Annotated in this window: 19 protein-coding genes and 1 pseudogene; 5 read left to right on the top strand and 15 right to left on the bottom strand. The window is 62.8% G+C overall.

The genetic code is table 11. The features are described 5' to 3' along the window. Positions 1-117 precede the first annotated feature (117 nt). From AC1RCO_RS23825 to AC1RCO_RS23815, 3 genes are all read left to right on the top strand, one after another. A complete protein-coding gene (locus AC1RCO_RS23825) occupies positions 118-585 on the top strand; it encodes a hypothetical protein (protein WP_026019989.1) in 468 nt (155 codons plus the stop codon). Continuing rightward, complete coding sequence (locus tag AC1RCO_RS23820) at positions 582-1,271, top strand: energy-coupling factor ABC transporter permease (RefSeq protein ID WP_047289276.1); 690 nt, start codon at positions 582-584, stop codon at positions 1,269-1,271. Before AC1RCO_RS23825 ends, AC1RCO_RS23820 begins: the two co-directional genes overlap by 4 nt. Before the next feature lie 63 nt (positions 1,272-1,334). Continuing rightward, entirely contained in the window at positions 1,335-1,550 is a 216-nt protein-coding gene (locus AC1RCO_RS23815; protein WP_011063525.1) for a hypothetical protein, read from the top strand. Between the two features lie 19 nt (positions 1,551-1,569). Here the strand turns inward: AC1RCO_RS23815 and yacG are convergent, their stop codons facing one another. Genes yacG through AC1RCO_RS23795 form a run of 4 tightly spaced genes read right to left on the bottom strand, consistent with a single transcriptional unit; the run spans position 1,570 to position 4,482 of the window. After that, complete coding sequence (gene yacG, locus AC1RCO_RS23810) at positions 1,570-1,773, bottom strand: DNA gyrase inhibitor YacG (protein ID WP_047289273.1); 204 nt, start codon at positions 1,771-1,773, stop codon at positions 1,570-1,572. Then, complete coding sequence (coaE, locus tag AC1RCO_RS23805; protein ID WP_011063523.1) at positions 1,770-2,393, bottom strand: dephospho-CoA kinase; 624 nt, start codon at positions 2,391-2,393, stop codon at positions 1,770-1,772. The genes yacG and coaE overlap by 4 nt, the downstream gene beginning before the upstream one ends. Further along, the gene (locus AC1RCO_RS23800) at positions 2,390-3,262 is read right to left on the bottom strand and encodes a prepilin peptidase (RefSeq protein ID WP_401156648.1); all 873 of its coding nucleotides are present in this window, start codon (positions 3,260-3,262) and stop codon (positions 2,390-2,392) included. The genes coaE and AC1RCO_RS23800 overlap by 4 nt, the downstream gene beginning before the upstream one ends. A 2-nt stretch (positions 3,263-3,264) precedes the next feature. Beyond that, positions 3,265-4,482, bottom strand: a complete 1,218-nt coding sequence (locus AC1RCO_RS23795; protein ID WP_015637067.1) for a type II secretion system F family protein — start codon at positions 4,480-4,482, stop codon at positions 3,265-3,267. Between the two features lie 329 nt (positions 4,483-4,811). Here AC1RCO_RS23795 and AC1RCO_RS23790 point away from each other — a divergent pair, with 329 nt between their 5' ends. Together AC1RCO_RS23790 and AC1RCO_RS23785 are read left to right on the top strand one after the other, a co-directional pair. Beyond that, entirely contained in the window at positions 4,812-5,228 is a 417-nt protein-coding gene (locus AC1RCO_RS23790) for a pilin (RefSeq protein ID WP_093409840.1), read from the top strand. A gap of 228 nt (positions 5,229-5,456) precedes the next feature. Beyond that, positions 5,457-5,813, top strand: coding sequence for a BON domain-containing protein (locus AC1RCO_RS23785; RefSeq protein ID WP_011063519.1), 357 nt, complete (start codon positions 5,457-5,459; stop codon positions 5,811-5,813). A 210-nt stretch (positions 5,814-6,023) separates the two neighbouring features. Here AC1RCO_RS23785 and AC1RCO_RS23780 read toward each other — a convergent pair whose 3' ends face one another. The 11 genes and pseudogenes from AC1RCO_RS23780 to AC1RCO_RS23730 all read right to left on the bottom strand — a co-directional run bounded on the left by AC1RCO_RS23780 (position 6,024) and on the right by AC1RCO_RS23730 (position 20,691). After that, entirely contained in the window at positions 6,024-8,942 is a 2,919-nt protein-coding gene (locus AC1RCO_RS23780) for a DUF748 domain-containing protein (RefSeq protein WP_258611187.1), read from the bottom strand. A gap of 105 nt (positions 8,943-9,047) precedes the next feature. After that, entirely contained in the window at positions 9,048-10,064 is a 1,017-nt protein-coding gene (locus AC1RCO_RS23775) for a class I SAM-dependent rRNA methyltransferase (protein ID WP_011063517.1), read from the bottom strand. Positions 10,065-10,256: 192 nt separating this feature from the next. After that, on the bottom strand, positions 10,257-11,435 hold the full coding sequence (locus tag AC1RCO_RS23770; protein WP_492618105.1) for an acetyl-CoA C-acetyltransferase: 1,179 nt from the start codon (positions 11,433-11,435) through the stop codon (positions 10,257-10,259). A gap of 159 nt (positions 11,436-11,594) precedes the next feature. Further along, entirely contained in the window at positions 11,595-12,461 is an 867-nt protein-coding gene (locus AC1RCO_RS23765; RefSeq protein WP_011063515.1) for an oxygenase MpaB family protein, read from the bottom strand. Positions 12,462-12,514: 53 nt separating this feature from the next. After that, the gene (gene acs, locus AC1RCO_RS23760) at positions 12,515-14,452 is read right to left on the bottom strand and encodes an acetate--CoA ligase (RefSeq protein WP_492618104.1); all 1,938 of its coding nucleotides are present in this window, start codon (positions 14,450-14,452) and stop codon (positions 12,515-12,517) included. Positions 14,453-14,580: 128 nt separating this feature from the next. Beyond that, positions 14,581-16,245, bottom strand: coding sequence for a glucose-6-phosphate isomerase (pgi, locus tag AC1RCO_RS23755; RefSeq protein ID WP_011063513.1), 1,665 nt, complete (start codon positions 16,243-16,245; stop codon positions 14,581-14,583). Positions 16,246-16,491: 246 nt separating this feature from the next. Continuing rightward, positions 16,492-16,641: pseudogene (locus tag AC1RCO_RS23750) on the bottom strand (aspartate 1-decarboxylase); the annotation flags it as partial. Between the two features lie 123 nt (positions 16,642-16,764). Continuing rightward, positions 16,765-17,625, bottom strand: coding sequence for a pantoate--beta-alanine ligase (gene panC, locus AC1RCO_RS23745; protein WP_041119923.1), 861 nt, complete (start codon positions 17,623-17,625; stop codon positions 16,765-16,767). After that, the gene (panB, locus tag AC1RCO_RS23740; protein WP_492618103.1) at positions 17,622-18,422 is read right to left on the bottom strand and encodes a 3-methyl-2-oxobutanoate hydroxymethyltransferase; all 801 of its coding nucleotides are present in this window, start codon (positions 18,420-18,422) and stop codon (positions 17,622-17,624) included. The genes panC and panB overlap by 4 nt, the downstream gene beginning before the upstream one ends. Positions 18,423-18,816: 394 nt before the next feature. Further along, entirely contained in the window at positions 18,817-19,296 is a 480-nt protein-coding gene (gene folK, locus AC1RCO_RS23735) for a 2-amino-4-hydroxy-6-hydroxymethyldihydropteridine diphosphokinase (RefSeq protein WP_492618102.1), read from the bottom strand. Between the two features lie 3 nt (positions 19,297-19,299). Further along, positions 19,300-20,691 (bottom strand): polynucleotide adenylyltransferase PcnB, encoded by a 1,392-nt coding sequence (locus tag AC1RCO_RS23730; RefSeq protein ID WP_011063509.1) that lies wholly within the window; start codon positions 20,689-20,691, stop codon positions 19,300-19,302. Between the last annotated feature and the right edge of the window lie 656 nt (positions 20,692-21,347).

Genomic DNA, 21,347 nt, shown 5'->3' with positions numbered 1-21,347 from the left:
ACCTTAAAAACCACGGCCGTGCAAAAACCTCCGCAGGCGTTGCCGGCAACCTCGCTGGAGCCTGTCCAGGGGCGGTGTAGACTGTCTGCCGTCCAACCATTCGATAAGGAGTGCGCAGTGAAGCGCTGGTCAATGCTGTTGCTGGCCCTGTTGCCGTTGTGGGCCCAGGCCCTGGAAATAGGAGAGCGCCTGGCGCCCTGGACCCTGCTGGATCAATTCGACCAGCCCTACAGCCTCGATTCCCAGGCGCGGATCCTGTTGGTGGCACGCAGCATGGACGCCGCCAAAGTGGTGAACGCGGCGCTCAAGGACAAACCCAAGGGCTACCTGCAGGAGCGTCACGGGGTGTTTGTCGCCGATATCCAGCGCATGCCGACAGTGATCGCCAAACTGTTTGCGGTGCCGGCCATGAAGGATTACCCCTACCGAGTGATGCTAGATCGCGATGGGCGCGTGGCACCACGCTATCCCGCCGCCGAGGATCAGGTGCTGTGGCTGCAGCTGCAGGATGGGCAACTGGTCGCCCGGCAGGCGTTCGCCACGGCCGCGCAATTGGCTGCGGCGCTGGAGCGGGCCCAGCCATGATCAGCGCGGCGCTGCTGTCGCCGCAAAGCCTGATTGGCGGCTGGCTGCTGTATGTGCCAGTACTGATCTGGGCGGTACTGCGGGCGCCCTGGGTCGAGCTGTTTACCGACAGCCGGCGCCAGCACTTGCTGTTTGGCACGGTGTTCGCCTTGTTTCTGCTGTGGCTGGTGCGCCGGGATTTCGACACGGGGGTCTCCTACCACTTCATCGGCATGACCGCAGTAACCCTGCTGCTGGACTGGCCGCTGGCGATAGTTGGCGGCTTGATCGCACAGTTGGGCCTGCTGGCCCTGGGCCGGCAGGACCTGGCGGCGCTGGGGGTCAATGGAGCCTTGCTGATCCTGCTGCCGGTGGCGGTCACCGAGGCCTGCGCCTGGCTGGTGGAACGGGCCCAGCCGCGCAATCCCTTCGTCTATATCTTCTGCTCGGGGTTCTTTGCGGCGGCACTCTCGGCATTGTTATGCCTGCTCTGCGGCCTGGGCCTGCTGTGGTTCGACGAACGCTTTGCCATGCCCGAATGGCTGGAAGATTTTGTCGGCTACCTGTGGCTGATCATCTTCCCGGAAGCCTTTATCAACGGCATGGTGATCAGCGCCCTGGTGGTGTTCTGCCCGGAATGGCTGGAAACCTTCAACCGTACCCGCTACCTGTCGGCGCCCTGGAAAGACGAGGATCCGCGCCCTTGATCCATATCAATCCACGGTGTTTTGCCGGGCTGCATGCTCGGCAAAAATCTCAGGAGTGCGGTCATGAGTGTCTACCAGTGGGCCCGGCAGGAAGTGCGCGACAGTCTGCACAATGCTCAGCAGGAAGGTTTTGAACCGGGGTTGAGCCTACGCGCCCTGCTCAGTGCGGTGGTGCAGCAAAGCAAGAGTGTGCGCAGCATCGAGGACCTGGCAGACGAGCTGCAGTTTCTTGCGGAGAACCTCGACGACGATCAGGACTACAGCTTCATGCGGCCCTGACCGGCGCCGGGGTGAGCACTCAGTGAGCGCGAGGGGGCAGCTCTTCGGAGAACAGGTCGTCCTCGGCATCCGGGCTCACCGGAATCTTGTGCTCCTCGGCAGCCCAGGCGCCCAGGTCGATCAGCTTGCAGCGATCGGAACAGAAGGGCCGATTGATGTTGGCCGCGGTCCATTCCACAGGGGCGCCACAGGTTGGGCATTCGACGGTCAGGGGTTGGCTCATGACTGGCCTCCACGCAAAGTTAGGTAAAAGTGATGCAGGCGCTCGACCTCGCTGCGCAACCAGGCGTGGTCGCGGTCGTTGACCAGCACGTCATCGGCATGGCGCAGGCGTTCCTCACGGCTGGCCTGGGCCTGGAGAATCGCCTGGACCTGCTGTTCGCTGATCTGGTCGCGCTGCAGGGTACGCTCGATCTGCAGTTGCTGGGGCACGTCGATCACCAGAATCCGCTGGGTCATCCGCGACTGGCCGGATTCGATCAGCAGCGGCGACACCAGGATTGCGTAGGGCGATTCGGCGCGGGCCAGGTGGCTGACAATTTCCTCGGCGATCAGCGGGTGCAGCAGGGCTTCCAGCCAGCGACGCTGTTCGGGCACCTCGAAGATCAGCTTGCGCAGAGCCGCGCGATCCAGTTGGCCGTCGGCCTGCAGCACGCCTTGGCCAAAGTGCCGGGCAATCTGTTCCAGGGCCGGGCGGCCGGGCTCCACCACCCAGCGGGCGGCATGATCGGCATCGATCACATGCACCCCCAGGTCGATGAAGTGCTGGGCGGCGGCACTTTTGCCGCTGCCGATGCCGCCGGTCAGGCCGAGGGTCCAGGGTGTGTTAACGGAGCGAGTCATTGGAAACCGACAAACTGCAGATAGAAGTCGGTTATTTGACCACCCCAGAGCAAGGCAATCCAGCCGGCAATGGCCAGAAAGGGTCCAAAGGGGATTGGCGTCGAAGTCTTTTCCCGGCGCAGGCGCAGCAGGATCGTGCCGAGAATCGCCCCCAACAGGGATGACAGTAGCAGGGTCAGCGGCAGGATCTGCCAGCCGCCCCAGGCCCCGAACAGGGCCAGCAGCTTGAAATCACCGTGGCCCATGCCCTCCTTGCCGGTCAGCAGCTTGAACAGCCAGAACACCGACCACAGGAACAGGTAGCCGATCACCGTCCCCCACAGCGCATCCTCCAGGCTGATCAGCAGGCTGAAGCTGTTGGCGATCAGCCCCAGCCATAACAGTGGCAGCACCAGCACATCCGGCAGCAGCTGGTGATCGGCGTCGATCAGGCTCATTGCCAGCAGCCCCCAACTGAGGATCAGCATCAGCCCGGCCGCCCAGCCGAAGCCGAAGTGCCAGGCGATAAAACCCGAGATCAGCCCGCAGGCCAGTTCGGTCAACGGGTAGCGCGGGCTGATGGAGCTATTGCAGTGGGCGCAGCGGCCACGTAGCCACAGGTAACTGAGCAGCGGAATGTTTTCCCAGGGGCGGATCGCCTGCGCACAGTGCGGGCACTGGGAGTGCGGCAGCATCAGGTTGTAGGGCGCAGCCACAGGTTCCGGCTCCAGCCCCAGCACGTCGCGGGCCTGGGCTCGCCAGTCGCGTTCGAGCATTTTCGGCAGGCGCCACACCAGCACGTTGAGAAAGCTGCCGACGATCAGGCCCAATACCAGGGCCGCAGCCACGAAGGCCATGGGGTAGAGAGTGAGGGCGTCAGTCAGGGGCATGTTCAGATCGCTGTACCGAGTTGGAAGATAGGCAGGTACATGGCAACCACCAGGGCGCCGACGATACCCCCCAGGACCACCATGATCAACGGCTCCATGAGGCTGGTCAGGCTGTCCACCAGGTTGTCCACCTCGACCTCGTAATGGATCGCGACTTTTTCCAGCAGATGATCCAGGGTTCCGGACTCTTCGCCGATGGCGGTCATCTGGATCGCCATGGTCGGGAAGACGCCGCTGGCGCGCATGGCAAAGTTCAATTGCATGCCGGCGGCGACCTGCTGGCGGATCCGTTGCACCGCTTGCCTGAAGACAGGGTTGCCGCTGGCTCCAGCCACTGAATCCAGGGCCTGCACCAGGGGAACGCCGGCGGCGAAGGTGGTGGCCAGGGTCCGTGCGTAGCGGGCCACCGCGGATTTATGCAGCAGTGGCCCGGCCAGGGGCATGTGCAAAAGGCCGACATCCAGGCGGTCACGCAAGCTCGGGGAGCGCTGATAGGCCAGGCGCGCCGCAAGCCCGCCCAGCACACCGGCGGCCAGCAGCAGCGCCCCCTGCTGCTGGATGAAGTGTGACAGAGCGATGACCCACTGGGTGAGCAGTGGCAGCTCGGCATTGAAACCGGCGAACAGGCTCTGGAACTGGGGTACCACCTTGAGCAGCAGGATGCTGCTGACCACGACCGCCACGCCGATCACCGCCAAGGGATAGACCATGGCTTTCTTCAGCCGCGCCTTCAGGTTCTCGCTCTTTTCCTTATAGGTGGCGACTCTCTCCAGCAGGGTATCCAGGGCGCCGGCCTGCTCGCCGGCGTCCACCAGGTTGCAGTACAGCGGGTCGAAGTGGCGCGGCTGTCTGCGCAATGCCGTGGCCAGGCTGGAGCCGGCCTCGATGTCGCGCTTGAGGCTGGCCAGCAGTTGGCGCATCTGCGGATGCTCGAAACTTTCGGCAATGATGTCGAAGGATTGCAGCAGCGGCACCCCGGCCTGCATCAGCGTGGCCAACTGCCGGGTGAGCAGGGCAATGTCCCGTGCCCCTACTCGCTGATGCAGGCGCAGCCAGCCCTTGGGTTTGCGTCGGACTCGGGTTGGGGTGATGCCCTGTCTGCGCAATTGCGCCCTGATCAGGGCCGGGGTCGCGGCGCTGAGTTCTCCGGTGAGGGGGCGGCCCTGGCTGTCGGTGCCGTGCCAGAGATAGACACTGGTCGCGGGTGCTTTTACCGCCATGGTTCGATCCTTGGTGCAAGGGTGGATAGGGAGGCGCAAGCGCCCTGCTGTGTTCGAACGGGTGATAGATCACCCTGCCCCCCGGACGTTCCTTGGTGGGGGCGCGAGCCGACTGTCGGGCCGCCATGCACCTGTCCAAGCCTAGCTGGCGAGGCGCTGCCGGAGAGGGGCAGGGGCTGACGAAATTTGTCAGTTTGTGCGACTCCTTGTGCTCAAGGCCATGGGCTATCGCACCTGCAGGCCACGTAATCCGTGGGTTATCTCCTGGCACAGGCTGTGCTTCACGCCTTTGTGCTCATGCAACATTCGTCCATGCCAGGAGGCAACCCATGAAACATCAATCCGGTTTTACCCTGATCGAATTGCTGGTGGTGGTAGCCATCATCGGCATCCTCGCCACCGTGGCGATGCCGATGTATGCCAAGTACCAGGCGCGGGCCAAGGTGATTGCCGCGCTGTCCGAGGCGTCGGCCCTGAAGGTCAACGTCGAGGATCTGCTGAACCAGGGGACCGATCCGACCCTGGCCCTGGCCGGGGGCACGGCCCAGACCGCCAACTGCCGGATGAGTGCCGGCGGGACGGCGGCCACCGGTGAAGGAAGCATTGGCTGCACCCTGCTCAATGCGCCGGGGCCGGTGCTGAACAAGACCCTGACCCTGACCCGTTCGGCGACTTCAGGATGGACATGCACCACCACTGTGGAGGCCGACTATGCGCCCAAAGGCTGTGGTGCGGAGGGGGCTTGAGGAGGCTTTTCACGATTGGCCAGGCCGCGCTGAAAAAGCCGCAACTTGCATGCAGATTGGCGGGCAGTCATGCATTTTGCATGATGCCGAATTATTAAAGATTTTATAACTTATTGATTTTTATGAATATTTATAGGCTCCCAGACTTGGCACAGCACCTGCAATATCCCTCATAACCCTGTTGCCAGGACACGGCGCAGGCTTTCTTAAAGAACAGGAGTTACTCGTATGAAGAAGTTCGCTATCGCTGCCGCAACTGCTACCGCTCTGACCCTGACCATGGCTAACGCAGCATTTGCGCAGACCACTCAAAACACCCAGTCGCCCATGGTGGTGGCTGCCGGTGAAGTGACCAAGGCCAAAGAGGCCACCTCCGATACCTGGATCACCACCAAAGTGAAAAGCGATCTGGTAACCGAGAAAGGCATTCCTGGCACCGACATCAAGGTTGAAACCAACAAGGGCGTTGTTTCGCTGTCGTCCACTGTTGCGGTAACCGAGGCTCAGAAAGCTACCGCCGTGGCCATCACCAAGAAAATCAAAGGCGTCAAGGCAGTTTCCGCTGACGGCCTGAAAGCCGAGTAACACTCACGCTTCTCGCCTGGACAGGGAGAGGGTGCGGTAGACGAGCCGAGTGATACGTCTGCCGCTTCTCAAAAGGGTTCATGCGGAAGATCACAAGGACGTGATCATTACAGGCCCCGGCACTGAGTGTCGGGGCCTGTTCTATTGTGGGCGCCAGGCAGGCGCTGCAGGAGATACCGGCCGGGCTGGGTGGAGCCCGGCGCGAGAGGTTTATTCGCTGTCCAGGTGCAGCGGGGTGACTACCCGGCCATCGCTTTCGGCCTGGCCCAGGTTGGCATCGATGAAGTAGACCCGGTCGTCGGCCAGTTGGCCCTTGTCCACCAGGAAGTCCTTGATGCTGCTGGCGCGCTCCTGACCCAGTTGTCGCAACAGCACGTCGCTGCTGCTCCAGAACTTGATCAGACCTTCACGCAGCTTGGCGCTGCGTTCGTCGCGGCTGAGCTGGGTCCATTCCGCCGGCGGCTGCTGTTTCAGGCGGGTGCGGTAGATGCCTTCCAGCAGAGGGGCCTTTTCGCCCTCGGGAACCTGCAGCAGGGACGCCTGGGCGGGGACCTTGTCACCGCGGCGCTGGAGGATCTTGTAGTAGTTGTACTGGTATTCGCGCTCCAGCCGCTGTTCGGCGATCAGCGGGCCGTCACTGCTCTGGGCGCTGGTACCTTCGATTTCCAGGCGCAGGGTCGGACGCTCCTTGAGCGCCTTGGCCAGGGTGGTCAGGGCCGACTCGGATTCCTTGCTCAGGTCGCTGGAGCCTGGAGCGAAGGACACGTTGCTCAGGTCTTCCGAGCCACCACCGCTGACCAGCCCGCCAATGAACTTGAAGGGTGCCTGGGCGGCGCGCAGCACCAGATTGCGCAGGGTCTGCCAGACAATCGGCATCACGCTGAACTGCGGGTTGTTCAAATCACCGGAGATAGGCAGCTCGATGGAGATCTTGCCGTCCGTATCTTTCAGCAAGGCCACTGCCAGGCGGATCGGCAAATCCACGGCGTCCGGGCTGTCGACCTTTTCCCCCAGTTGCAACTGCTCGACCACCAGTTTGTTCTCGGCCTTGAGCTGGCCCTTGGTGATCATGTAGTGCAGGTCGAGGTTGAGCCGGCCCTTGCGGATGCGGAAACCGGCGAATTTCCCGGAGTAGGGGGTCAGGGTGGTCAGTTCCACTCGTTTGAAGCTGGTGGCGATATCCAGGGCGGCCATCGGATCGAACGGGTTGACGCTGCCCTTGATGGTCACCGGCGCATAGCGGTCGACCTTGCCCTTGACGTCCACGTCTGCCGGCTTGGCCTGGCGGCTGTCGATGGTGCCGACATGGCCGTTGAGCTGCTGGATGGCGGTAGCGAAGTTCGGCGTCAGGCTCAGGTCGGCGAAGTTCGCCGAACCGTCGTTGATGGCGATTTCACCGATGTGGATGCCCAGGGGCTTGCTTGAGCTGGGCTCGGCCTTCGTCGAGGATTTGCCACCACTGCTGGGTGGTTGTGGAATCAGCAGGTCGTCGATATTGGTGGTGCGGTCATCGTTGATGATGAAACGTGCATAGGGCTGCATCAGGTTGACCCGGCTGATGGTCAGGCTGTCACCGTGCTGATAGTTCAGGCCTTCGACCACCACTTGTTTCCATTTCACGAAGTCGCGGGTCTTGAGGGTGTCCAGGGTGTGCAACTGGTCCACATTGGCCCGGCCGGTGACGCTGAAAGTCAGGGGTTCGACTTTCTTCAGGTCCACTGCCAGGTCACTGCCGAGCATGCCGCTGCGCAGTTCCAGGCGGATGAACGGGCTGATATAGGACTGGGCGACGCGCAGGTCGATGTCCCGGGTCTGCACCTTGAGTTTGGCGCTGACGGGGTTGAGGTTGACCTCGCCGGTGGCGTTGACCTTGCCTTGTTTGCCCAGGCCGGTATCGAGCTTGAGGGTGAAGGGCGACTGGTTGAGGCTGTCGAAGTTCTGCAGGTCCAGGTTCAGCGGCCCCAGCTCCAGGGCTACGGCGGGCTTGGCCTTGCGATCGGCCAGGTGCACCTGGTAGTTGCGCAGTTGCACGTCCTTGAGCAGCACCTGCCAGGGTTTGCCTGGTACTGCCGGTTCCTTGGGCGCGTCGGCGGCGGCCGGCTCGGGTTTTGGCGCCGGTTTGGCCGGCTGACTGGCGAAGAGCTTTTGCCAGTCCAACTGGCCATCGGCTTCAAGGGCGGCCCAGGTTTCGAGCTTTTGGCTGCGGACCTTGCCGACAATCACGTGCTGCTTGGCCAGGTCGACTGTGGTTTCGCTGACGTCCAGGCGCTCCAGGCGCGCCAGTGGGCGACCGTCCGGGGCCTTGATGGCAAAGGGCGCGACGCTGATGGAGGTGTTGTCCAGCAGCAGCTCGGTTTCCTTGGTCAGGCTGAATTTGTAGTGGGTACTGAGGTTGACCACGCCGTCTTCCAGCACCAGCGGCACCGCATCGCGCACATAGGGCCACCAGGCTTTCATCTTGCCGTCGGTGACTTTCAAGGTGCCTTCGGAGGTCAGCGGCGTCACGCTGAAGTTGCCGCTCCAGTCGATCTGCCCGCCCTCGGGGCCGGTGGCCACCAGCGTCATGTCGGCGCTGTCGTCCGGCAGGGTACTGAGGTTCTTCAGCTCAAAATCGAGCTTGTTGTAGAGGAATTCGATGGGTTCGCTGGGGCGCAGGTCCTGGAAATGCAGGTAGCCGCCGGCCAGCTTGATGCGTTCGATGCGTACCGGGAAGGGTTTGGCGTTGGGGTCGCTTGGGGTCGGTTCGCTGGCCGGCAGCTTGAACAGGGCCAGGAGGTTGAGCTTGCCTTCCTTGTCGAAGAGGATTTCGGTCTTGGGCTGGTCCAGCTCGACATCCGCCAGGTGCAGCGCGCGTTTCCACAGGCTGTCCAATTGCAGATTGGCGTAGAGGCGATCGAAGGCGATCTGCTCCTTGCCCGGTTCACCGATGCTCAGGCCCCAGAGGGTCAGCTCCAGGCTGAAGGGGTTGAGCTCGATGCGCTGGATATGGGCTGGGGTGGTGGCGTAGTTGGCCAATTGCTGGTTGGCCACCCGCAAGGCAATGCCCGGCAGAATCAGAAAGCCCAGCAGACTGTAAAGGGCGAGAGCGGTCAACAAGGCGCAAAGAGCGCGAATCAATCCTTTGGTCATGCGAGGCTTCATCTATCTGAATCGGAAGTGCCTTGGAGTATGGCACGCGTTTACGGTTCCGAAACCACTCCAGTCTTCAGGATTGTTCAGATTTCCTGCTCTTGGTCAAAGTTGCAGGATCAAGGTTTTCAGTGGAGGTTGCCCGTCTTGGGAAGGGAAGTCCGCGGCGGGTACCAGGACCTGGCAGTCGCGCACCGGACGCCCGGCCTTCTCGGCGCAGCGCAATACTTGTTCACGCCAGTCCGGCATCGAGACCTTGGCCAGGTTGTTGCAGCAGATCAGCACGCCGTCTTCGGCGGTGGCCAGCAGTGCCGGCTTGAGCAGGCTCTGGTAATCACGCAGGAGGTCGACCGTACCGAAGGCGCTCTTGGCCCAGGCTGGCGGGTCCAGCAGTACCAGGTCGTACTGGCGCTGTTCAAGGCGCGGATAGCTGGGCAGTTTCTGCCCGCGGCGCTGGCTGATGGGCAGGCCCGCCAGTTGGCGGATGGCCGGGAAATAGTCCGACTGCACGAACTGCATCTGTGGCAATTGCGGGTTGAGCTGGCCGTTCTCCCGTCCGACGGCCAGGTTGCCCTCGGCGAAGTCCAGGTTGCACACCTCGCGCGCGCCGCCAGCTGCGGCGCTGAGGCCTACGCCACAGGTGTAGGCGAAGAGGTTGAGCACGCTTTTACCCGCGCTGTGCTGCTTGACCCAGCCACGGGCGTTGCGCAGGTCGAGAAACAATAGCGGGTCCTGCCCGGCGTGGCGTCCACGCACGCGGTAATTCAGGCCCCATTCGTGGCCAACCAGGTCCTCCAGGGCAGCCTCTTCGGCGCGGTACACCGAGTCTTCGCGGTCGATCCGCGAGTTGCCCCGGGAGCGGTCGTTGTAGACCAGCAGGGTCGACAGGTTCAGATGCTGATTGATGCTGTCGTGCAGTTGCAGCAGGGCGTCGCGTTCCAGCGTCTGGTGAAAGCTCTGTACCAGCAATTGCGGGCCATAGCGGTCGATGGTCAGGCCGCCGGCACCTTCCTGGCTGCCGTGGAACAGGCGATAGCAGTCGGTGCCTTGCTGATGCAGCTCGGCGAGCAGGTCCTGGCGGTGATCGAGAGCGGCGCGCAGCGCCTGATTCAAGGAGGACATGCGGAGCGCCTTGGAGCTGAGGAGTGAGGCGCGGCAGTTTACCAGCGTCCCGTCCGTTGTAGGAGCCAGCTTGCCGGCAAAGACGATCATGCGCACGCCTTGCCCGTAGGAGCCAGCTTGCTGGCGAAGGCGCTCTCACGGGCGCCTTCGCTGGCAAGCCAGCTCCTACAAGGAGGGCGGTTTGCGCGGAGGTTAGCGCTCGATCGCCAGGGCCACGCCCTGGCCACCGCCGATGCACAGGGTCGCCAGGCCCTTTTTGGCATCACGCTTGATCATTTCATGCAGCAGGGTCACCAGCACCCGGCAGCCCGATGCACCAATCGGGTGGCCGATGGCGATCGCACCGCCGTTGACGTTGACCTTGCTGGCGTCCCATTCCAGTTCCTTGGCCACCGACAGCGACTGCGCGGCGAAGGCTTCGTTGGCTTCGATCAGGTCCAGCTGGTCCAGGGTCCAGCCGGCCTTGTCCAGGCAGCGGCGGGTGGCCGAGACCGGGCCGATGCCCATGATCGCCGGGTCGACGCCGGCGTTGGCGTAGGCGGCAATTTTTGCCAGCACCGGCAGGCCCAGGGCCCGGGCCTTGCTGGCGCTCATCAGCATCACCGCGGCGGCGCCGTCGTTCAGCGCCGAGGCGTTGCCGGCGGTGACGCTGCCGTCTTTCTTGAACGCCGGCTTGAGCTTGGCCAGGGCTTCGGCGGTGGTGCCGGGGCGTGGCTGCTCGTCGGTGGCGAAGGTCAGGGGGTCGCCCTTGCGCTGGGGAATCTGGATCGGGGTGATCTCGTCGACAAAGCGCCCGGCCTCGATGGCCGCTGCGGCTTTGTGTTGGGAAGCGGCGGCGAAGGCGTCCTGGGATTCACGGCTGATGCCGTATTTCTCCACCAGGTTCTCGGCGGTGATGCCCATGTGGTAGTCGTTGAAGGCATCCCACAGGCCGTCGCTGATCATGGAGTCGACCATCTGGCTGTGGCCCATGCGCAGGCCGGTGCGGGCGCCGGGCAGCACGTAGTTGGACAGGCTCATGTTTTCCTGGCCGCCGGCGATGATCACCTCGGCATCGCCGCAGCGGATGGCCTGGGCGCCCAGGTGCAGGGCCTTGAGGCCGGAGCCGCAGACCTTGTTCAGGGTCATGGCGGGTACCGCGTGGGGCAGGCCGGCCTTGATCGCGGCCTGGCGGGCGGGGTTCTGCCCGGCGCCGGCGGTGAGCACCTGGCCCATGAGTACTTCGTCGACCTGGGCCGGGTCGATGCCGGTCTGGGCCAGCAATTGGCGGATGACCGCGGCGCCCAGGTCAACGGCGGGAATGTTCGCCAGGGAGCCCTGGAAACTGCCCACGGCGGTGCGGGTGGCGGCAACGATTACGACGTCTTGCATGATCGGGTCCTTGTGTTCGGTGGCGGGGACCTGTGGCGTGGTGCGGGTGTTGGCCGGGCGGCACAGGCACTGGAAATTGGCGAAATCATGGTTGCACACAACCCCGGGAGCCGGCCAATCGCGAACCGGCCGGTCGGGTTGTGCTTGAACGGTCGGTTTTTACAGGCCCATGCGTCGTTTCGCCCGGTGCACGGAACTGTCCCGTACCGCCCAGCGCAGCATCGGCGTGCTGCGCTTGACGCTGGCACGAATCAGTTGGCGTTGCAGCGGGTTCTGATTGACCTCGAGCATGGCGCTGGCCCAGTCCGGCAGCAGGTCGATGCCGGCCTGCATCATCAACGAACCGAAGGGTTTGGCCAGGCGGCTGGGGGCTGGGGCAGCCAGCAGCAGGCGCAGGACTTCCCGGCTGCGTTGGTCGCAGAGCAGTTGGGGGCGCATGGCCTGCAGGTAGTCGGCCACGGCGCGTCGCGAGCGCGGCACGTCCCGGGCTCCCAGGCGTTCGGCGATCAGGGCGATCTCGTCGTAGTAGCGATCCTGGTCAGCCCCGGAAAGATGAGGGTTGAGGTAACGCAAGTGCGCGGCAAGAAAGCTGCTGACCTCAGCCACGTGAACCCAGGTCAGCAGATCGGGGTCGCTGGCGGCATAGGGGCGGCCATCGGGGGCGGTGCCGACTATGTGCAAGTGAATGCTGCGTACCTTGTCGATCAGCCATTCGGCGTCCTGGCGGGAGCCGAAGGTGGTGCCGGAGATGAACTGCCCGGTGCGGCGCAGGCGGCCGATCATGTCCTGGCGAAAGTTCGAGTGATCCCAGACGCCGGCCAAGGCCAGAGGATGCAGGGCCTGCATCAACAGGGCGCTGATGCCGCCGATCAGCATGCTGCTGAAGTCGGCGTGCACCTGCCAACTGACGGACCCCGGCCCGAACAGGCCGGGGTCACCTTTGGGATGTTCCAGGTCGAGTTGGCCCAGAGACAGGCCGGACAGGCTCATGACCTGGCTTTCGATGCGGCTGCGAATGAATTCCATGACAGCTCGGTGTGGCTATTTAAAAAAGAAGCGCGGCGGATGCCGCGCCGGTTTCAAACGTTCAGGCGTTTGTCGATCAGGCCGTCCACCACGCTGGGGTCCGCCAGGGTCGAAGTGTCACCCAGGGTATCCAGTTCGTTGCAGGCGATCTTGCGCAGGATACGCCGCATGATCTTGCCCGAGCGAGTTTTCGGCAGGGCCGGAGCCCACTGGATCAGCTCCGGCTTGGCGAAACTGCCGATCTCGCGGCTGACCAGGGCCAGCAGTTCCTTCTTCAGTGCCTCGTCGGGCTCGACGCCCTGCATCGGTGTGACGAAGGCATAGATTCCCTGGCCCTTGAGATCATGGGGGTAACCGACCACCGCCGCTTCGGCGATGCTGTCGTGCAGCACCAGAGCGCTTTCCACTTCGGCGGTGCCGATGCGGTGCCCGGAAACGTTGATCACGTCGTCGATGCGCCCGGTGATCCAGTAGCTGCCATCCTCGTCGCGCCGGGCACCATCACCGGTGAAGTAATAGCCGGGGTAGGGAGCGAAATAGGTTTCGACCATGCGCTTGGGATCGCCATAGACGCTACGGATCTGCGCCGGCCAACTGGCCTTGATTGCCAGGATGCCGCTGCCTGCCCCATGGATTTCCTTGCCCTGGTCGTCCAGCAGCACCGGTTGTACGCCGAACATCGGGGTCGAGGCGCATCCGGGCTTGATCTGCCGGGCGCTGACCAGGGGGCTGAGCATGATGCCGCCGGTTTCGGTCTGCCACCAGGTATCGACAATCGGGCAGCGTTGTTCGCCGACCACGTTGAAATACCACTCCCAGGCTTCCGGGTTGATCGGCTCGCCGACGCTGCCGAGCAAGCGCAGGCTGGCGCGGGAGGTGTTCTGTAGCGGGGCGCTGCCTTCGCGCATCAGGGCACGCAGAGCGGTGGGCGCGGTGTAGAAGATGTTCACCTGATGCTTGTCCACCACCTCCCAGAAACGCGAGGTGCTGGGGTAGTTGGGCACACCTTCGAAGATCAGCGTGGTCGCGCCGTTGGCCAGGGGGCCGTAGAGGATGTAGCTGTGGCCGGTGACCCAGCCGACGTCGGCGGTGCACCAGAAGACTTCGCCGTCGCGGTAGTCCAGCACGTACTTGAAGGTCATGGCGGCCTGTAGCAGGTAGCCGCCGGTGGTGTGCAGCACGCCCTTGGGTTTGCCGGTGCTGCCGGAGGTGTAGAGGATGAACAGCGGGTCTTCGGCGTCCATCGGCTCGGGGGCGCATTGGTTGCTGGCGCCAGCCACGGCCTGTTCATAGGGAATGTCGCGATCTGGCACCCAGTCCACCGGGTTGCGGGTGCGTTCGACCACCAGCACGCTGCTGACATCCGGGCAACTGAGCAGGGCCTTGTCGACGTTGCTCTTCAGCGGAATCAGTTTGCCGCCGCGCACGCCTTCATCGGCGGTGATCACGGTGCGGCAGTCGGCGTTGAGAATGCGGTCGCGCAGGGCCTCCGGCGAAAAACCGCCGAACACCACCGAATGCACCGCGCCGATCCGGGTGCAGGCGAGCATGGCGTAGGCCACTTCGGGAATCATCGGCATGTAGATGCACACCCGGTCGCCCTTCTTCACGCCACGGCTTTTCAGCACGTTGGCCAGGCGGCAGACCCGGTCGTGGAGTTCCTGGTAGGTGATGCGCTGGGAGTCTGCCGGGTTGTCACCTTCCCAGATGATCGCCGCCTGATTGCCGCGTTTTTCCAGATGACGGTCGATGCAGTTGTAGCTGACGTTGAGTTGGCCACCGCGAAACCAGTTGGCCTCGCCGGTGCGCATGTCGTGGCTGTGGACGCTGTCCCAGGGGCTGCTCCAGTGCAGGAAACGCCTGGCCTGCTCGGCCCAGAACTGGTCCGGCTGCTCAATGGACTGGCGGTAGAGGTGGTGGTAGTCGTCCTGGCTCATTTGTGCCGCCCGGCGGACGGCATCGGCTTTCGGAAAAGTGCTGATATCGAACATGACGGTTCCTTATTCTTGTTTTGCGACAAGTCATAAGGGTGCGCACAAGTGCCGGGAAGGTTCAAGTGGGGAAGGGCCGGGGCCCGGACAGGAGCCGGTGTGGCCGGCTCCTGGGGTGACAGGGTCGATCAGCCGCGGTGACGGCCGCGGAAGTAGTTGATCAGGCCTTGGGTCGATGCGTCGTCGGCCAGGGTTTCGTCGCTGCCGACCAGGCGGTTGTAGACGCCTTTGCCCAGCTCCTTGCCCAGCTCCACGCCCCACTGGTCGAAGGCGTTGATGCCCCAGACCACGCTTTGCACGAAGACCTTGTGTTCATACAGCGCCACCAGTGCGCCAAGGCGCCGCGGGCTGATGCGCTCCACCACCAGGGTGTTGCTCGGACGGTTGCCGGGAATCACCTTGTGCGGTGCCAGTTTCGCGATTTCGGCTTCGCTCAGGCCTTTCTCGCGCAGTTCGCTCTCGGCTTCGGCGCGGGTCTTGCCCAGCATCAGTGCCTGGCTCTGGGACAGGCAGTTGGCGTACAGCCACTGATGGTGGTCGGCCACCGGGTTGAAGCTGACGATCGGCACGATGAAGTCGGCCGGAATCAACTGGGTGCCCTGGTGCAGCAACTGGTGGTAGGCATGCTGGCCGTTGCAGCCCACGCCGCCCCAGATCACCGGGCCGGTATCGGTGGCCACCGGGGTGCCGTCCTGGCGCACGCTCTTGCCGTTGGATTCCATGTCCAATTGTTGCAAGTGCTTGGTGATGTTGCGCAGGTAGTGGTCGTACGGCAGGATCGCGTGGCTCTGCGCGCCCCAGAAATTGCCGTACCACACGCCCAGCAGCGCCAGCAGCACCGGCATGTTCTGTTCGAATGGGGCGCTCTGGAAATGCTGGTCCATGGTGTAGGCACCGGACAGCAGCTCCTTGAAGTTGGACATGCCGATGGCCAGGGCGATCGGCAGGCCGATGGCGGACCACAGCGAGTAGCGCCCGCCGACCCAGTCCCACATCGGGAAGATGTTCTCTTCGCGAATGCCGAAGGCCACTGCCGCCGCATTGTTGCTCGACACGGCGATGAAGTGGCGGTGCAGTTCGGCCTCCGAGCCGCCCTGGGCCAGGTACCAGGCCCGTGCTGCCTGGGCGTTCTTCAGGGTTTCGAGGGTATTGAAAGACTTGGAGGAAACGATGAATAGCGTAGTTTCTGCCCGGATTTTCGCAGAAAGCTCATGGAACTCGCTGCCATCGATGTTCGCCAGGTAATGGCAGCGCACGCCTTTCTGGGCGTAGGACAACAGCGCTTCGGAAACCAGCTCCGGGCCGAGGAAGGAGCCGCCGATGCCGATGTTCACCACGTCGGTGATGGGCTTCTCGGTGTAGCCGCGCCACAGGCCGTCGTGGATGCGGCCCACCAGCTCGGTGATCTGGTTCAGTACCTTGTGCACTTCGGGCATCACGTTGACACCGTTCACCGACAGCTTGTCGCCCACCGGGCGGCGCAGTGCGGTGTGCAAGGCCGGGCGGCCTTCGGAAGCGTTGACCAGTTCGCCGGTGATCATGGATTTGATGGCGTCTGAGAGGCCGACTTCCTTGGCCAGGTTCACCAGCAGGTCGCGGGTTTCGCTGGTGATCAGGTTCTTCGAATAGTCGAGAAACAGCCCGCAGCTGCTCAGGGTGAATTGGCTGAAGCGCTGCGGATCGGCATTGAACGCCTCGCGCATGCTGAAATCCTGCATGGCTTGGCGGTGGTCTTTCAACGCTTGCCAGGCGGGCAGAGCGGTAACGTCATGAGGAGTGCGGTAGTACGCCATCGCTGCGGTTTTCCTTTTGCTTGAACTGCCTTTTGGACACTGAAAAGCCCGGAACGTCCTGCGCGGTCTCAAGGACCCGTTGGGCCGGCCCTGTGCTGATACGTTTAATCACTCGGGGGGATAACAGTAACCCCGGCGTGCTGTTCTGTCTTGGCTTTGTCCGACTGGTGGCCAGTACTATTTTGTACTCAGCGAGCCTGCCTGGTCTGGATTCGGGCTTTCAATGGGTAGAAATAGGGGGAAGCGTCAGGCGACCTGATCTGCAATCGCAGGGCTGGTAAGGCTCTGCTCATTGCCAGGGGCCATGTGCAGCATGCGCGGCTTGAAACCGAGCAGTTCGGCTTCACTGCAGGGAGCATAGGTACAGAGGGTCGCTCGATCACCGACCTTGGCCTTGAACATGATGGTGTACATGGGGTGTTCCCTGGGGCGGATCCTTGAACGGGGCCCGCAGTCATGGGCTGCAGGCCCCAGCCGGCGGCAGTTTGCCCGAAGGTTGGAGTTCGGGCAATCGGGCGTTCATGCCGGTGTGTCGAGGTCCAGGTGCAGGTTGTCGATCAACCGTGTCGCGCCCAGATAGGCTGCCACAAGAATCACCAGTTCACGGTCTTGCGCGGTGGCTGGACGCAGGTTCTGTGCCTGGCGGATTTCCAGGTAGTCACGGCGCAGACCGGCGGCTTCAAGCTGCTGCTGTTGTTCGGCCACAAGCTTGGGATAGTCGCGTTCGCCGTTCCTGATGGCCTGGGCAATCTGGCTCAGGCTGCGGTACAGCACCGGGGCGATAGCGCGCTGCTCTTCGCTCAGGTAGCCGTTGCGCGACGACAGGGCGAGGCCGTCGGCGGCACGTACCGTTGGCTCACCGATGATCTGGATCGGCATGTTCAGGTCGTGCACCAGGGCCCGAATCACTGCCAACTGCTGGTAGTCCTTCTGGCCAAACACCGCGAGATCGGGCTGGACCATGTTGAACAGCTTGCTGACCACTGTAGCCACGCCTTCGAAATGCCCGGGACGGCTGGCGCCGCACAGGCCTTCGGACAGCTGAGGAACGCTGACCCGGGTCTGCCCGGCCATGCCGTCGGGGTACATTTCTTCGACGCTGGGGGCAAACAGCAGGTGGCAACCGGCTTCCAGCAATTTTTCCTGGTCGGCGGCGAGGGTGCGTGGGTACTTGTCCAGGTCTTCGCCGGCACCGAACTGCAGTGGGTTGACGAAGATGCTGGCGACCACGAAGTCCACCCGCTGGGCGGCTTTGGCCACCAGGGCGGCGTGGCCACTGTGCAGGTTGCCCATGGTGGGCACGAAGCCGATCCGCTTGCCCTCACTGCGCGCGCGGGCGACCGCGGCGCGCAATTCGCGCACGGTTTTGACTGTATTCATGCAGAGAACCCGTGTTCGGCGCCAGGGAAGGTGACGGCTTTGACTTCTTCGACATAGGCGCTCAAGGCGGCCTGGATACTGTCCTTGCCTGCCATGAAGTTCTTCACGAACTTCGGCGAGCGGCCGCTGAGGGACAGCCCCAGCATGTCGTGGAGCACCAGGACCTGGCCGTCGGTAGCATTGCCGGCACCGATACCTATTACCGGGATCTTCACCGCCTGGGTGATTTCCGCCGCCAGTTCACTGGGCACGCACTCCAGCAGCAGCATTGCCGCGCCGGCCTGCTCCAGGGCGATGGCATCGGCACGCATCTGCCGCGCCTGGCTTTCATTGCGGCCCTGGACCTTGTAGCCGCCCAGAACGTTCACGGTCTGTGGCGTCAGCCCCATGTGCACGCAGACCGGCACTCCACGCTCGTTCAGCAGGCGCACCGGCTCGGCCAGCCAGGCTGCGCCTTCGATCTTGAGCATATGGGCGCCGGCCTGCATCAGCTGGGCCGAACTGCTCAGGGCCTGTTCAGTGGTGGCGTAGGACATGAATGGCAGGTCGGCCAGGATCAGCGCCCCGTTGTTGCCGCGCTTGACCGCCGCGACGTGATAGGTCATGTCAGCGGTGCTGACGGGCAGGGTGCTGTCGTGTCCTTGCAGCACCATGCCCAGGGAGTCGCCTACCAGCAGGACTTCGACGCCTGCCTCGCAGCAGGTGTGGGCGAAGGTGGCGTCGTAGCAGGTCAGCATGGTGATTTTCTCACCTTTCTGCTTGAGGCTTTGCAGGGTGGTCAGAGTGATATCTGGCATGAAAGGGGTCCTCATTTCAGGCGCTTTGGAAACTACTGCGAGTAACGCGCGTGATTCTTCGTTATTCAGGCGCACGGTCTTTTGTCGTGCTTATACAGCCTGGTTCCAAGCGATTTGAACGGGCTTGCGGGAGTCGCGCCTGTGGCGTCGGGCCCATCATTCTGTGCCCAGAAGAGGTGCCATGCCAGCGGGTGCCACCGCCGTTGCACAACTGCCCCTGCCTGGCGTTTCCCGGGCTCGCCGCGAACCGGCCTCACTTGAATTGCGCCCTTTAGCGCCGTGATGGCGGCAACGGGACGCCTATAGTCGTGAGGAGAACTCGGGAAGTCAATTAGATGTGTTACCGCATTGTTACGCTGCCAGTGTTACCGCCGTTACTGATGCGTTTCAGCGGTCAGGCCAGGCGTTCCAGGCCGACAAATGGGCAGGCAGCGAGCAGTTCGTGCAGGGTGCGGCCGTCAGCCAGTTGCAGGTCGGCAGGGGCCAGTTCCGCCAACGGGTAGAGCACGAAGGGGCGTGCCTGCATGTGGTAATGGGGGACTTTGAGGCGGGGTTCGTCGATCAGTCGATCGCCGAACAACAGGATGTCCAGATCCAGGGTACGTGGGCCCCAGCGCTCATTTCGCTCGCGGCCTTGCTGGTTTTCGATGGCCTGCAAGGCGTCCAGCAGGGCTAGCGGCGCCAGCGCGCTGTCCAGCGCTGCGACGGCGTTGGTATAGCGTGGCTGGCCTGGGAGCAATGAGTCGCTCTGGTAGAAGGCCGATACGCCGTGCAGGCGGCTTTCGGGCAACTGCGCGAGGGCCTCGGCGGCACTGCGCAGTTGTGCTTCAGGGGCTGCCAGATTGCTGCCCATGCCGATGTAGATGCGTTCCATCTATTACTCGCCCGATGCGCCGCTGCTGCGCTTGCGCTTGGCACCGCTGCTGCGCCGGCGCTTGCGTGGCGCGCCACTGGCGTCTTCCTTGCCGCTGAGGTCGCGGATCATGTCGCGGCGTTCGGCGTCATTGGCGTCCTGATAGTCGGTCCACCATTCTCCCAGGCCATCGGTCTGCTCGCCGGCGCTTTCGCGCAGCAGCAGGAAGTCGTAGCCGGCACGGAAGCGCGGATTGTCCAGCAACTGGTCGGCGCGCTTGCCGCTGCGCCGTGGCAGGCGTTCCTGCATATCCCAGATTTCGCGGATCGGCATGGTGAAGCGCTTGGGAATAGCGATGCGCTGGCACTGTTCGGCGATCAGCTCGTGGGCGGCTTCCTGCATGGCCGGAATCGGCGGCATGCCACGCTCCTGCAGGCGCAGCACCCGGGCCGGCAGGGCTGGCCAGAGCAGGGCGGCGAACAGGAAGGCTGGGGTCACCGGCTTGTTCTGCTTGATCCGCAGGTCGGTGTTGACCAAGGCTTCGCTGATCAGCGTATGGGTGTAGGTCGGGTTGTACTCCAGGGCTTCGGCGCTGGCCGGGAACAACGGGTCGAACAGTTGCAGGTCCACCAGCATTTCGAAGGTGTCCGCCGCGTAGCCGGAGAGGAACAGCTTGAGCACTTCTTCGAACAGGCGCGCCGAGGGGATTTCCCGCAGCATCGGTGCCAGTTCGCGAATGGGCGCGGCGGTGTGTTTCTCGATGCCGAAGTTCAGTTTTGCTGCAAAGCGTACTGCTCGAAGCATACGTACCGGGTCTTCCTGATAACGCTGGCGAGGATCGCCGATCAGGCGGATCAGGTTGTTGCGAATGTCGTGTACGCCATTGGCGTAATCGAGAATGCGCTCGCTGACCGGATCGTAGTACAGGGCATTGATGGTGAAGTCGCGACGTTGCGCGTCCTCTTCCAGGGTGCCATAGACGTTGTCCCGCAGGATCCGCCCGCTTTCGTTGCGCGATGACTGGTTACTGTCCTCGTCGTCTTCGTTTTGCGGGTGATTGGCGCGGAAAGTCGCAACTTCGATGATTTCGCGACCGAAGTGGATGTGCACCAGCTTGAAACGCCGGCCAATGATGCGCGCGTTACGGAACTCGGCCTTGACCTGTTCCGGCGTGGCGCTGGTGGCGACGTCGAAGTCCTTGGGGGTGATATTGAGCAGCATGTCGCGCACGCAGCCACCCACCAGGTAGGCCTGGTAGCCGGCGTTCTGCAGGCGTTCGACGATATTCACCGCATACCGGCTGAACTGGGCACGTTGCAGCGAATGCTGGCTGCTATTGAGCACTTCAGGCGTGCTGCGTTTATGTTGCGTACGACGCAAGGGAGAACGGAATGACTGGAACAGCTTCTTCAGCATGGGATGCACTGTTTGAAGGAATATTCGGCCAAAACGAAGAGTGGCCGCATGATGGGCGGGGATTCTAGCATTTAGTCGAAGGATGGTGTAGGAAGCTGCCGCGACTTGTACAGGCTGGCGCTGAGCTGCGGTTTGGCGAGGTTGGATGGGGGCGGGGGAGTAAAAACACGAATTCCGGAAACCACAAGGGGAGCCGAAGCTCCCCCAGAATAGTTGCGTGCTCTATTTTTATTATTGGTTTCGGGCTTCTTGTTTTTGTTAAACGCCCTTGTCATCTGGTTTACCCAGGATGACCCTCCCAATCGGGAGCCAAGAGCAAACGGATTGCTTTGATCGCTGAGTTGCAATGACCTTTCGATCCAACCAGTTCAGGCTCTGCCTTAGGGCAGTTTTTGTTGTTCTCGGCCTGGTTGTGGGGCAAGCCCCAAATACAACGCCTCTCCAAAAGAATCAGTTAGCTGCGCCTCCGCCGTGTTGTTTTTATTATGCGTGAGTCGATTCGTCTTATTTTTATTGTCTTGTGCATTGCTTGTTATTGTTCTTGTACCAAACATATAGCAGGTGCCGTGCCAACTTTTGCGATCCCCAGTAAAACAAGGGGTTAGGCGTGCCGTTGGGTGTTTTTCAGGGCAAAAAAAACCGGGGCTTCGTTACCT

Source organism: Pseudomonas sp. GW823-FHT03E05 (assembly GCF_058796855.1).
This window is presented reverse-complemented; position numbering and strand designations above follow the sequence as displayed.